Here is a 12,514-nt window from a genome sequence, read left to right on the forward strand (position 1 = left end):
ATTGTAGCGCATGACATAAGGCATGGACTTAAAGCCAATCAGCAAATCAGGGCAGACGGCCTTCGGCGGAGGGATACCTTGAATGAAGAGAAAACTCCGACTTTCAGAAATGCGAAAAACGGCTGGCAACAAGCGGCCGTCAGCACCATCTTGCGCAACGAAGCGGTCATTGGAACATATCAGCCAACTCACCGCGTTGACGGAAAGACGGTGCCATATGGTGCGCCAATTCCAAATTATCTGCCTGCCGTGATTGCGCCGGACCTGTTCTGGCGAGTGCAGCGGAAGCGGAAAACACGCTATTCGACCGGCAATAAACGGGACAAGGTAACGAACCTCTTCCCGAGCATCGTATCCTGCATGCATTGCGGTGGTGTTCTTCGCCTACGAGACGGCGGCTCTAAAAATTCTCCCCTCAAATATCTGGTGTGCGACAATCGCTACCGAGCAAGAACATGCACGGCCGAGCGGGGGTCTATTCGATATGACGTGGTGGAGAAATCCATCCTCGACAACATCACCGACTTCATGCGCGATCCCGGTTATGATCCGGCACAAAGAGAGATTTCAAGAGCGTCTATTCGGCGGAGCATGGAAGATACGGAAGCCGAGATCAACGCGATATCGCGCAAACACCGCAACCTATTGGCGTCGCTCGAAATTGCAGACGATCCAGAAGCGCGGCGTGATGTTCTCGCTCAAATGAAGAAGCGGAACAGCCAGATCGAAGAGAGAAAGTCGCTTCTCGCCGACCTACGCCTGCAACTCGAAACGTTCGAAGACAAATCGACGGAGATCAACGAGTTTGGAGACCGGTTGAAAATTGAACGACTTCTCTGGACCTCAACTGACACCAGAGCGATTTTCGAGAGCCGCAGTCGTATTCAGAAGGCCATTGTCAGAACGCTCGACCGCATCATGGTCAATTTCGCCAAACGGCACTTCATCGTCACACTAGCGGGAACCGAGCGAGCATATCTATTCTCGGACAAGGGCGTGCTGTTGAGAGAAACCGGCAACTATGCTGTCGGCCTCTACAATACCGGCACGAACCAGTTCCGCAAAGAGCTCGATGCGGACGGAAAGCCCATCATCGTTGCCATACGCCCCCCAAGTTTCGACGGAACAACAGACATTCCTCGCTCGTATGACGAAAATCGAAATGTTGATGAGGAAACGGTTGCAGCAATCAAGGAGCGATTATCGCTTATTAACCGGCTGAAGAAGGGACGAAAGCCTGTTCCTGGCCCCATCAATCCTCGTCTCATTGAACCAGATGTCCAGCGTCTGAAAGCGGAGCGGCAAGCCCGCGCAAAAAAATGGCTTGAAGAGATGGAAGAGCGAAAGCGGTCGAAGCAATAGGCAGACGCTTCATTTCCCGAAGATATTGCAAGTTGCATTTCCCGCAAGTTCCGGGAAACGCTCCCTCAGTATGCGGAGCACTAACGCCGCATGGAAGGGGCAGATTTGGGAGCCGCGAAAAAGAAACCGAGCCAATCAAAGGCCCTCTGAGAGCGTCGGCCTCTCATGTTGCCGTTCCGCTGCTCGGCGTCTGCGCAATGATTGCTCTTTGGGCCGCATATGCATGGCAGTCCGGGGTGCCTCAGTACATCCCTCCCGGACCCGATAAGGTTGTCGCCACCTTGATATCCGACTGGCCCAAATTGGGGCCAGCGCTGGTTCATACCCGACTTGCCCATTCCGGTGTCAACCCGAAGGATAGCGTCCGTCAAGGTGGTGTAATTTCGGGTGTGGTTCCGGGCCGTCATGATCAGGCGGCTCTGGGTGTAATTTGATGGGTGGTTTCCTCCTCTATTGTTATTGGATTTAGTTCGGCCATCGCCTCGACCTGCATGCATCGGCTCAGGCGCTGCCATTCGTTGTTGGCTTCGAGCAGCACCGCAGCGATACGGGTTCCATCATTTGGTGGATGCGCCGATGGTGAAACCACGTTCTATTCATACATGTCACGCCGTATGGAAGGACCATAAATGAAGGCCAATATCTTTGCCGCTGGTGTTATTCTTGCGCTCGCGCTCTCCCACAGTCCGCTGGCAGCAGAACCGGCATACGACATGAGTATTCTCCGCGCTATGGTCGATGATCTTGATCACGACGACCCTTACATGCGGCTTAACGGTGCAGTCGCCGCCTGTCTTGCCGGTGAAGGGGACCAGTATCTGACGACTTCATGGTTTGAAGACCATGGTTGGAAACCACGTGTCGATGCCGACATGGGCATTGTCGAGATGAGGAAACCCGGCGCGGATAATATGTTTGCTTGGGTGGCGGAGGATGGCAGCAGTTGCCGTGTCTGGTCCGAAGAAATCGGCACCGCAGCCGTCAAAATCCTTCTGAAAGACCTAATGCAGGCCACACGTATCCGCGCTGAGAAATCGACCGGAGAGAACGGCTGCTCGGGGTTGACGCTGATTGCCGGAAATGTCGGCTATGCCGTCGAGATAACCTCGTCAGGCAATGACCCGGTTTGTGACGCGGCGGACAATAGTGCCATTCACGTCATCCGGGCGGAGGGATAGGAGAGAGAACGGTTCTGACGTTTCGGCCGCTTCACGCGATCTGGCTGCTTTGAAGAACGGGAGCCGTAAACTGCCGGGCGAGCGCAACGAGTTCCGCTTGGCGCGCGGCTCCCGTTTTTTCGAAGATGCGCAGCAGGTGCGTCCTGACCGTGCTGACGGCAACATCAAGCTTGGTCGCGGCTTCTTGAACCGTCTGGCCATCGGCGATTTTCTCGAAGACGCGCCGTTCCGCCTCTGTCAGGCCGAACAGCGCTGCTATCGCTTTCCCTGCACTTTCCGACGATACGGTGAGCGGCGCAAAGAGGAGGGCGAAGCATTCACCCCCATCAGGCCCAAGCTTCTCCCTCTTTAATGGCAGGATATGCAGGCTCCGCAGAGCCTCGTCGCCCGCACCGAGAGGAATACCGAACGGGTCGCCGGCTGGGATGGCGTCGGATATCCGCGTCGAGTGCAAGGCAAACTCCAAGGCGCGCTGTGTGAAGCTCGACGTGAAGGCTATTTTCCCCGCCTGAACAGTAAAAGCGGTTTGCGACTGCTTGAGCATGGTCGCTGCATCGTTCGTATGAAGGACGCGCAAGTCTGCCGTTACCAGCATGATCGGAACACTCAAGCTTTTCAGCACGGAGCGGAAATCGGCGGCAGCGCTCATATGGCCGTCGATAACCCGCGTGATCGTGGCCGCGCGCTGCAAATGCGGAAGTAGGAGGCGCATGACCTCTATCTCACGCTTGCCGATCAGCCCGAAGTCACGATGGCGGTTGAAGCCGATGGACCCGATGGACGTCCCGTCGCGTGTCAGGCCAACGGCAATCGCATCGACAATGCCTTGCGGTTGATGGAAGGACACGTGAAAAGGGTGAGCCGTCTCGCCGGTGATGGCAGAGGGGTTTACGTCTGAAAGCACCGCCGGTTCATCGAGCGGTAAGTTGCGGATGGTTGGCTCACCTCCCCAAATGTCGAGCAACTCCTGAGAATAGAAGAATACCTTCTCAAGCCAAGGCTGCTCGAAGCCCGTGGCTGCCGCCAGCACAGGTTGCCCGTCTTCGAGTGAAATGACGCTGATGACGCCCGTGCTTAGATCGAGTTCCCGGCAGATGGCCCTCATTGCCTCCGGCCAATGTGCAGGATTGAGCGTGCACGCGTAGATGTCGCCGATCAATGCGGATAATTTTGCTGGAGAAATCATTCCTGCCCTTTCAAGCCGATGCTGCTCCGCCGGAATGTCTGCCTCTGTTCAGGCCAACATGTGCGAAGCCTCCACCAAATGGTGGAAGCCAGATTGCCCCGAGCATGGCACCTTCCGGGAAACTCTTGAAGTTCAATTTAAAAATCACTTTGGGAAATCAACATGAAACGAGTGACCGCCGCCGCGCTTGCAATGATCGTCGCTTCCGGCTTGCTTGCCGAAACGAAGGCCTCTACCGACTTGCCCGTCGCTCTCGATTTTTTCAAGATTGCCACGCCGGAAGCGAACTCGCCCCGCATCGTCGATTATGACGAGACGTGGTTCATCACCGGCCCCGTTTCCGACGCCACAAACAAAGCGACGCAAGGTGACAATTGGGAGTTGGCGGAAGGCAAGCTCGTCTATGCCTACTATCGTTTCCAGCCCGGCGTAAGCGCCCTGCAGATCCAGCGTGAATACGAGGCCAGCCTGAAGGCGGCCGGTTACGAGATCGGCTTTTCCTGTGTGACCGATAAGGGAACTTGTTTCCTCAATGCCAAGCCCGCGCCAGGTGTGTATCTCGGTCTTCTGCTCGATGCCCCGCGCGACATGCCGGCCCTTGACGAACATACGATGTCCTATGTGCGCAACTACTTCAACACGTCCAGCGCCCGCTACATCTATGCAACGAAAGGCAATGGCGAGAACATGACCCATGTCGCTGTTTCGCTTGCCGATTCCCCGGCCAAGGGCGTAATGGCGATCACGAAGAGCATCATAACAGGCGCGTCCGCTTCGATCACGGCGGCATCCTCGCTGCGGGATGAGCTGAAAAAAAACCAGACTGTGTCGCTCGATAATCTGCTTTTCGACGTTGGCAGCGATATTCTCCTGCCCCTCTCGCGAGACCAGCTTTATGAAATTGCAATGATGATGCGTGAAGACCCTTCGATGAAGCTGCAAATCGTCGGCCACACCGACTCGGATGGTGGGCGCGAATACAATCTCGACCTGTCCAAGCGGCGTGCCGCCTCCGTCGTCCGGGCGCTCGCGGAAGGGTTCGACATAGAAAGCGATCGCCTCTCGTCGTGGGGCAAGGGCCTTAGCGAGCCTGTTGCCCCGAATAGCAGCGAGAGTGGGAAGGCGAAAAATCGACGCGTTGAACTCAAGCTTCAATAACGCCTAACCTCACAAAACACGCATTTTCTGAGGTTCCAGCCGGAAACGGCCCTTAGCTATTGAACCCGCAGAGCAATTTCGGCTGTGCAATCGACGCTCGCCCTATGCGCTCATCGGCAACATAACGAAAGGCATGGAAACACTGCCTTTCGTGAGGTTCGGGCGTGAAGCAAGCGCGGGTTTTGACGGATACCGAGTTCAAGCGGCTGCTGGCCGTGGTTGCGCAAATGAAACATGCCGGACGCAACAGGCTAGCGCTGATGCTGTCGCATCTCGCCGGATTGCGCGTCGGGGAAATCGCCGCGCTGACCCTGCGCGATGTCATCGACAATGAAGGCAGGGCACGCGAGCAGCTACGTTTGAGCGCGGAAGTCACAAAGGGCGGACATGCGCGTGTCGTGTTCCTGAACGACAAGCTGCGCCGGGAGATCGAAAAGCATCGAGACGAATGGCCGGAGGAACGTCATGCCGACGCGCCACTGCTGCTGACCCAGAAGCGCACGGCGTTCTCCGCAAACACGCTCTGTCAGTTGATGGGGCAGCTATACCGGAGCGCCGGTCTCGACGGGGCTACTTCTCATAGCGGTCGCCGTTGGTTCATCACCCGACTCGCGCATTCCGGGGTAAGCCCGAAGGTTATCATGACGCTGGCGGGCCATCGTAACCTTACGACCACGCAACGCTACATCGATGTGCGGGACGAGATGATGAAAGCGGCGGTCGATCTGCTTTGACCGCCGCCCGAGAGACGCAAAAGTTCGTTGCCCGAACTTTTTAGCGCGGTTTCGGAACTGAGACCTGCTTCGAATTTCCAGTCAAGAATTGCTTTTCAAACGGCTGCTTGTCGAGGGCGTGTGAGTTGGGCTTCATCCGCAAACCGAGATGGCCGAACTCCGCGACCAGTCGCTCATGTCCCTCACGCATCTTTTCCGTCCGATCATCATCGGTGGCAGCGAAGGTGCTTTCGCCGCTTAGCTCCTCCAGCACCATGTTCCATGATGTCATGGGCGAATAGCCCATCGAAACGGCTTTGAGCGTAAGGTACGTATCCTCGCCATGGCATCGGAAGTTCGGGTCCGGCAGCAACAGCGCCTTCCCTTCCTTCGCGAAATTCCGCACGACGATCATGCTGCCCTTGAGGTCCGTGTTCTTCTTGAACACATGGTTATCGGCATAGGGGTTGCCGAGGCCATTCAGTTCGTCATTGAAAGGTGATCCATATGGATCCCATGCCCTTCGAATGCTTGACGCGAGAAAACTGCGCGGTTTACTTCGCCTTGCGCAGCATCTTGCTGCGTTCGGCGGCAGCAGCGGTCAGTTGCGCATCGAGTTCACCAGCGCGAACCGCCTCCACGAGCGTGTCGATGATCTTCGGCAGTGCCGAAAGCTCACCCGCTTCGATGGCGATCTTGTCCTTGGCAAATTCGATGGGCTTGCCGGCGTAGCGAATGCCGAGGAACACCTTGCCGTTGGCATCGGTGAACCAGCCCTGACGCACGCGCTTGGCCGTTTCGACCTCGACGCGGACACCTTCGGCATTCTTCTTGCGCACGATATGCGTCAGAGTGAACGCCTGACCGGCGATCTTCGCCTCGGCCATCTGCTTCTGCTCGGCGAGCGCCGCGATCATCTTTTCCCGCGCACGCTCGACCGGATCGACGGTCGCGCGAACTGGAACTGCGGAGGTGAGCTTGAGGGCCTTGAGGTGGGACATGCTGCGATCCTTTCCGAAACCGTTGAACGTGTTCTCGGAATACAGCCATCCGCCAAAAGGGCGAGCGAAGAATACCGACCATCTTGCAATCGCCAGTGTTGAGATGAGCGGCTATTGCCGTTGCGGCAGCTTCGATATTGCCTGCGCACGCGTGGCAACCCCCAGCTTTCGAAGAATTTCACTCATATGATATTTCACGACTCGCTCCGAAATGCCTATGATCGCAGCTATATCCGTGTTCGATTTACCCTCTGCCGCCCATCTAAGAATTTCTGCTTGTTTCGGCGAGAGCTCGCGCAGTGCGTGGCTTTCATCGACGGAAATCGCTGAACAAAGGCCGAGTGCCTCTGCCTTTAGCAGTCCTGAGTTTGCAACCACCGCCACGGCGTGGGTCGTCCGATCATCAAATTGTTTTTCACTGTGGGACTCCACCGAGACACAGCTAATGGTGCCGGGCCGCCTAGCGAGCGGTATCATGAGACCACCCTTCAGCGGGCTGTTGCGCAGAAACTCGAGATAGCTTTGCTGGTGACGGCAGACGTATCTGTCTTCGTTGCTCCAACTCATTGGCTTTTCAGCCACAGCTGCGCGAGCGAGATTGGGATCGAAGTCCGCCCAATTCTGGCGCTCATACTCCGTCATAAAGTCGTCCGACCAAGTCGTGAGCGTCGGATTGAGCGCTAGTTCATGTTTATCGGCTTTATGGCACCCCAGATTGAAGCTGCCAAAACCCAAGGAAGAGAAAGCATGTTGGAGCGAATTCAGTAACTCAATTTTGTCTTGCGCATCAGAGATCGATCCCGTCGCGTCCGCAAGCTTCTTCAGGATTTCCATATCGAAGATGACCTCACGTCTTGATATTCCGACCTGAGCGTACAGGCACAACTCGCCCGAATCATATTCAACTAAAATATAGTTGATAACTGTCTAACAGGACAGGGGCTTTTTGCAACCAGAGCCTTCATTGTTCCTATACCGTCGCCTTTTTTGGGTTGTTGAAGTTTTCTTCTGGAAATTTGCATGAGTCAGGAACCGGAAAGAGCATCTGTTCTCCACAAAGGAAGCCCCTCTCTCATAGCAGAGCCGCGTTTTCGTGACGAAGGTCGGGCTGCACCACCACCATACCGAGAAACCGAAGAGTTTATTCGATATGCCCTCGACAGCGCGGCCATTGTTGCCGTGACGGATGTGCGAGGCACTATCACATTCGTCAACGGGAAGTTCTGCCAAATCACCGGCTACACCCAAAGCGAACTTGTCGGCGCCAACCACCGGATCCTACGCTCCGGGATGCATGACACTGAATTCTTCCGTGAGATGTATCGCCACATCGCACAAGGCAGAATCTGGCATGGCGAAATCTGTAACCGGCGTAAGGATGGTACGCTGTATTGGGTGGCTACGACCATCGTCCCGCACATATCGATTGCTGGCAAGGTTGACAGCTATACCGCCATTCGCTTCGATATTACGTCACGAAAGTTGATAGAAGAAGAGCTGCGGGCAAGCAAAGAGCACCACAGGGCGATTGCTAATCTCGATGCGCTGACAGGGCTTGCGAACAGACGGCGGTTTCAGGAATACATAGCGGAACTAGTCGCTGAGAACACCGTCGCCGGCCGCCGACTGTACCTGGCGCTTTTCGATCTGGATGCGTTCAAAGAAATCAACGATTCTTTCGGACACGATGCAGGAGACCTGTTGCTTCAGATAATTGCGGAGCGTCTCAAACCGCTCGCTCAGGATCGCCATTTCGTGGCACGCCTCGGAGGAGACGAATTCGGTCTCATTCTGGACGGCGTGAGCAATGACGAAGCGCTCGACTTTTTTGAGGCCGTTCTGGACGCCGTTCGCGAACCAATTGAGATTGAACGCTCCCCACGGCGCTGTTCCGCCAGCATGGGGATTTCCGTTTTCCCTGAACATGGACGTGATACCACGAACCTCTTCAAAGCGGCTGACATGGCTTTGTATCACGCAAAGTCTCTTGGGCGCGACAGGCTTGAACTGTTCCAGCATAAACTACGCGAACAGGTCGAGCAGCGATCTGCGACATTGATCGAGATCGAGCACGGCCTAAAGCGCGGGGAGTTTCGCTTCTTCTATCAGCCGATCGTCCGTACGAGCCCCAATTCACTGGTGTCGCTTGAAGCCCTGATGCGATGGCAGCATCCCACCCGAGGAATGATTACGCCGCTGGATTTTTCGCTAGCATTTGAGGACCCAGCGATGCGTGCTGTTCTAGGCATGTTCATGCTGGAGAAGGTCTTCGATGATATAGCCGTGTTGCACGCTGGCGGCGTAGCGCTGGGACGCGTCGCACTCAACCTCACGAATTCCGATTTCCGATCCGATGCATTTCTTGACCTCTTCTTCGAGCGTTGCTCCGCTACAGGGATAGGACCGGAACAGTTCTGTGTCGAAGTAACGGAAGGGATGTTTCTTGGCCGAGATCAGAAGCGCGTTGACCGTGGGCTTCGACGACTGCACGAAGCCGGGGTGGAGGTTGCTCTTGATGACTTTGGAACAGGCTACGCCTCTCTGACGCATCTCCAGGAACTTCCTATCGACCGGCTAAAGATCGACCGACGTTTCATTTCCAACATCACAAAGTCGCTAAAAGACCAAGCAATTGTTAGCGGAATTATCAACATCGCGCATGGCTTGGGGAAAGTGGTCACCGCCGAGGGGGTCGAAGACGCCGAACAGGTCGCAATGTTGCTGGGCATGAAATGCGATTTTCTGCAAGGCTGGTTCTTCAGCAAGGCGTGCGACGTAAACAGTTTGCCAGACGTTATCAGCCACTTGCCAGCACTCCCACTTTGCACCCAGAGGAAACGCTCACCATGAACGATGATGCCTGCAAAAATCTTCAGATCAACGAGCGCTTGGACTTCGTCAATCTCGGCGCAGACCAGAGAGCTGCCCTTGCGGAATTGCGGCCATTGGTCAGCCGGTCGATTGGTACAGCACTCGATAAGTTATATACCAAGGTGAAAGCTGTTCCTGAAACGAGAAAAATGTTCTCGAACGATGCCCATGTGGCGCATGCCAAGGAACGACAGGCCGCGCATTGGGAAACCATCGCCTCGGCGCGTTTCGATGCGCAATATGTTGATGCCGTCACGACGATCGGTCGTACGCATGCCCGACTTGGACTGGAACCACGGTGGTACCTTGGCGGATATGCACTGATTCTCGAAGAACTGTTTGATGCGGTCGTCCGAGATGAACTGAAGGGTGTTCTCTTCAGGAAAAAGGCTTCAAAGCTATCGCAGCGAATGGCTGCGATCATGAAAGCCGCGATGGTGGATATAGATTATTCTATCTCCACCTATCTGGAGGCATTGGACGTGGAAAGAGCCAAGTCCGAGGAGGCGCGGATAGCACTCCAGGAAAGCCAGGATGCGGCGCAGAGTGCAATCGCTTCTGCTCTTTCCGCCTTGGCTGCGGGAGACCTGATGTCGAGCATTTCGGAGGAACTCTCCCCGCAATTCTCAGACCTCAAGCAGAACTATAATGACGCGGTGGCGCGCCTTCAGGACACCCTTTGCGACGTAAGGTCGGCAATGAACGAGATGTCGTGTGGCGTTGTCGATATGTCCGCGGCAGCCAATGGCATGGCAACACGGACAGAGCAGCAGGCCGCCGCTTTGGAAGAGACCGCCGCCGCGCTTGAGCAGATAACCACTGTTGCTGGCGAAGCTTCGGCTAGAACAAAGGACGCGCAAGAACTGGCGAAAGCTTCCGCGCAAGAGGCACGTAAATCGACTGAGATTGTCGAAAACGCCATCTCATCCATGACCGCGATTGAAGATTCATCCCGACAGATCACGTCAATAATCGGCGTTATTGAGGAAATTTCCTTCCAGACAAACCTCTTGGCCCTCAACGCCGGCGTTGAAGCTGCACGCGCCGGAGAAGCAGGCAAGGGCTTTGCGGTCGTTGCTCAGGAAGTTCGGGAACTTGCCCAACGTTCCGCGCGAGCGGCAAAGGAAATCGATACCCTCATCGCGAAATCCTCGAGTGATGTGATGCGCGGCGTTTCGCTGGTGAATGCGACAGGAAGTGCTCTGCAATCGATCGGTGACAGGATCACGTCGATCAATGAGCATATCGATGGAATTGTCCATTCCGCTCAGGAGCAAGCGACGGGGATAAGGGAAATCAACAGCGCTATCGCAAATCTCGATCAGATCACCCAGCAGAATGCGGCCATGATGGAAGAAACGAATGCAGCCACGGCTGTACTCGCCACGATCAGCGCCGAGCTTTCGAAACTCGTCGGCCAGTTCAAATTAACCGGAAGCGACGGAAAGATTGATGAAGTTGGGAACGTCAGCAAGCGAGCAACTAAACAAGCCGCTTAGGTGTCTCAATTGACGCGGGTGTAAACACGCTGAATGAGATCGTTTGAATGAACCAAAAGCCGATGAATTCGCCAGGAAGAAAGCTCATTTGCAGCCATTTGGATGCGCCCGCGATGGTCTATTACCGTGACAGGACTGAGCAGAACGGAGTTGAGACGTGGAACGATGGCAGCACATCTTTCCCGTCTCTCCGGACTGCCCTCCAGACATTGGGGCTGTTTGATGTCGACATAGTCGTCAATTCTATCGTGATCAACACGCTTAACGGCGACGTTGAGCTTCGAGCAGAGGACGTGTTGGAACAGCTTCAGCTTGATGGAAGCGGAGCGCGGCCTGTTGGCAAGCATACCTAGAGACTTAGAAAGGCCTAGAGATGAGAAGTTTACATGAAGAGGCGGCAAAGTTAACAAGCTTTACGGTAAGAAATTACATGGGAGTTAGGAGTGTCACCGTCCTCGAGTGGAAAAAAGAAAAATCTGGCGGCAGCATTCACCTCGAACTAACCGCCGATCAATGCCTGGATTTAAGCGCACGTCTTCTAGATCAAGCCAGAATATTAATGCTTGAGCGGCCGACAAGTGAACAGTGATAGATTCTGGCCAGATGTCTGCTTCTTCGAACTGAACCGTACGCGGAATGCCCGACCGAGCGGGTCGCGCCCGTCACGATGGTGTAATGTTGTGTATAGGATTGGGCCGTCATGATCAAGCGGCTCCGGATGTAGTTTGAAGGGCTTTCCTCCTCGACGACCGGTACGAGCAGCTACGCCTTCACATTGCCCGCTATGACCTTCGCTCTGAAGCCCATGTAGCAATCCGGGAACTCATTACGGAAATCATCTTCGACAGCGGCGACCATTCCGTAGCCGTCATCATAGCCAACGGAGTTTGCGCATACCGAGTTCAGGACGGGCAGATCAGCGGGCGGCTCCGGGCACTGGCAGCGTAGTCATTCACGCCGTTCCGCCGAAAAGTTCGCTCCACGAACTATTTAATGCTTTTGCACAGCCAAGTCGTGGGCGCATTGGCAAGACTATGCTGCTTTGCAAGCCACACCACGAAACAAAAAGTCAATAAAATCAATGCGGAAATCGCACCAAAATATGTTGCACTTCCTATTTTATACAAACCGAAACGATGACGATATCGAACCGCAGCGACTTCGCCCAGTGGGCCATTGAACGGGCGAAAGCCATCGTCGCCGAGCAAGGCGGTAATCTGGCGCTTGCCGCGCGCGATCAGGGTGACGCGGAAATTGCCGAGACAGCCAATGCGCTTGGCCAGGCCATCGTCGATGCCCTACTGGAAGTATTCGACGGTCTCTTGCCCCAGGACTGAACGCTCCTGGGTAACAGCCGGCATCTTGGAATAACGCCATATTCATCGAGGCATCCGCCCGGATGAGAGCCACGACGCACCCGAGAATCGTCGCCAGATCCCATAGCAATCAACCGCTTCACGCGATACCGCTGGCAATAGGCTATGCCGCTGTCCCCCGCCCCCACGACCGTCACGCGGACTTTCTGTCCCTACCGTTCGCCCTCATT

At 55.3% G+C, this 12,514-nt stretch carries 12 protein-coding genes and 1 pseudogene; 8 read left to right on the forward strand and 5 right to left on the reverse strand.

The genetic code is table 11. The features are described from left to right. Positions 1–1,362, forward strand: a 1,362-nt coding sequence (locus P7F60_RS30225; RefSeq protein ID WP_277921171.1) for a recombinase family protein, incomplete at its 5' end; no start/stop codon positions are given. A gap of 409 nt (positions 1,363–1,771) precedes the next feature. Here the strand turns inward: P7F60_RS30225 and P7F60_RS30230 are convergent. Beyond that, positions 1,772–1,909: pseudogene (locus P7F60_RS30230) on the reverse strand (IS256 family transposase); the annotation flags it as partial. Between the two features lie 82 nt (positions 1,910–1,991). Here P7F60_RS30230 and P7F60_RS30235 point away from each other — a divergent pair. Next, positions 1,992–2,540, forward strand: coding sequence for a hypothetical protein (locus P7F60_RS30235; protein ID WP_277921172.1), 549 nt, complete (start codon positions 1,992–1,994; stop codon positions 2,538–2,540). A 31-nt stretch (positions 2,541–2,571) separates the two neighbouring features. On the opposite strand, the gene P7F60_RS30240 is transcribed toward P7F60_RS30235, so the two are convergent. Beyond that, complete coding sequence (locus P7F60_RS30240) at positions 2,572–3,726, reverse strand: helix-turn-helix transcriptional regulator (RefSeq protein WP_277921173.1); 1,155 nt, start codon at positions 3,724–3,726, stop codon at positions 2,572–2,574. Between the two features lie 162 nt (positions 3,727–3,888). On the opposite strand from P7F60_RS30240, the gene P7F60_RS30245 reads away from it, so the two are divergent. Both P7F60_RS30245 and P7F60_RS30250 read left to right on the forward strand, forming a co-directional pair. Continuing rightward, positions 3,889–4,884: an OmpA family protein gene (locus P7F60_RS30245; RefSeq protein ID WP_277921174.1), complete on the forward strand. Its 996-nt coding sequence runs from the start codon at positions 3,889–3,891 to the stop codon at positions 4,882–4,884. Positions 4,885–5,066: 182 nt separating this feature from the next. Next, positions 5,067–5,618: a site-specific integrase gene (locus P7F60_RS30250; protein WP_277921175.1), complete on the forward strand. Its 552-nt coding sequence runs from the start codon at positions 5,067–5,069 to the stop codon at positions 5,616–5,618. 40 nt (positions 5,619–5,658) lie between these two features. On the opposite strand, the gene P7F60_RS30255 is transcribed toward P7F60_RS30250, so the two are convergent. The 3 genes from P7F60_RS30255 to P7F60_RS30265 form a co-directional block, all read right to left on the reverse strand. Continuing rightward, the gene (locus P7F60_RS30255) at positions 5,659–6,045 is read right to left on the reverse strand and encodes a hypothetical protein (protein WP_277921176.1); all 387 of its coding nucleotides are present in this window, start codon (positions 6,043–6,045) and stop codon (positions 5,659–5,661) included. Between the two features lie 106 nt (positions 6,046–6,151). Beyond that, entirely contained in the window at positions 6,152–6,598 is a 447-nt protein-coding gene (locus P7F60_RS30260) for a hypothetical protein (RefSeq protein WP_277921177.1), read from the reverse strand. A gap of 111 nt (positions 6,599–6,709) precedes the next feature. Further along, entirely contained in the window at positions 6,710–7,432 is a 723-nt protein-coding gene (locus tag P7F60_RS30265; protein WP_050746886.1) for a LuxR C-terminal-related transcriptional regulator, read from the reverse strand. 186 nt (positions 7,433–7,618) lie between these two features. Between P7F60_RS30265 and P7F60_RS30270 the strand changes: the two genes are divergently transcribed. The 4 genes from P7F60_RS30270 to P7F60_RS30285 all read left to right on the forward strand — a co-directional run bounded on the left by P7F60_RS30270 (position 7,619) and on the right by P7F60_RS30285 (position 12,305). Then, positions 7,619–9,448 carry an EAL domain-containing protein gene (locus P7F60_RS30270; protein ID WP_082342901.1) on the forward strand — a complete coding sequence of 610 codons (1,830 nt, stop codon included), beginning with the start codon at positions 7,619–7,621 and terminating at the stop codon, positions 9,446–9,448. After that, a complete protein-coding gene (locus P7F60_RS30275) occupies positions 9,445–10,968 on the forward strand; it encodes a globin-coupled sensor protein (RefSeq protein ID WP_050746889.1) in 1,524 nt (507 codons plus the stop codon). Before P7F60_RS30270 ends, P7F60_RS30275 begins: the two co-directional genes overlap by 4 nt. Positions 10,969–11,015: 47 nt before the next feature. Continuing rightward, on the forward strand, positions 11,016–11,321 hold the full coding sequence (locus tag P7F60_RS30280) for a hypothetical protein (RefSeq protein ID WP_277921178.1): 306 nt from the start codon (positions 11,016–11,018) through the stop codon (positions 11,319–11,321). Between the two features lie 783 nt (positions 11,322–12,104). Further along, positions 12,105–12,305, forward strand: a complete 201-nt coding sequence (locus P7F60_RS30285; protein ID WP_277921180.1) for a hypothetical protein — start codon at positions 12,105–12,107, stop codon at positions 12,303–12,305. The last annotated feature ends 209 nt before the right edge of the window (positions 12,306–12,514 follow it).

Origin of the sequence: Rhizobium sp. YJ-22 (assembly GCF_029601685.1) — a bacterium.
In the GTDB taxonomy this organism is placed as follows: domain Bacteria; phylum Pseudomonadota; class Alphaproteobacteria; order Rhizobiales; family Rhizobiaceae; genus Metarhizobium.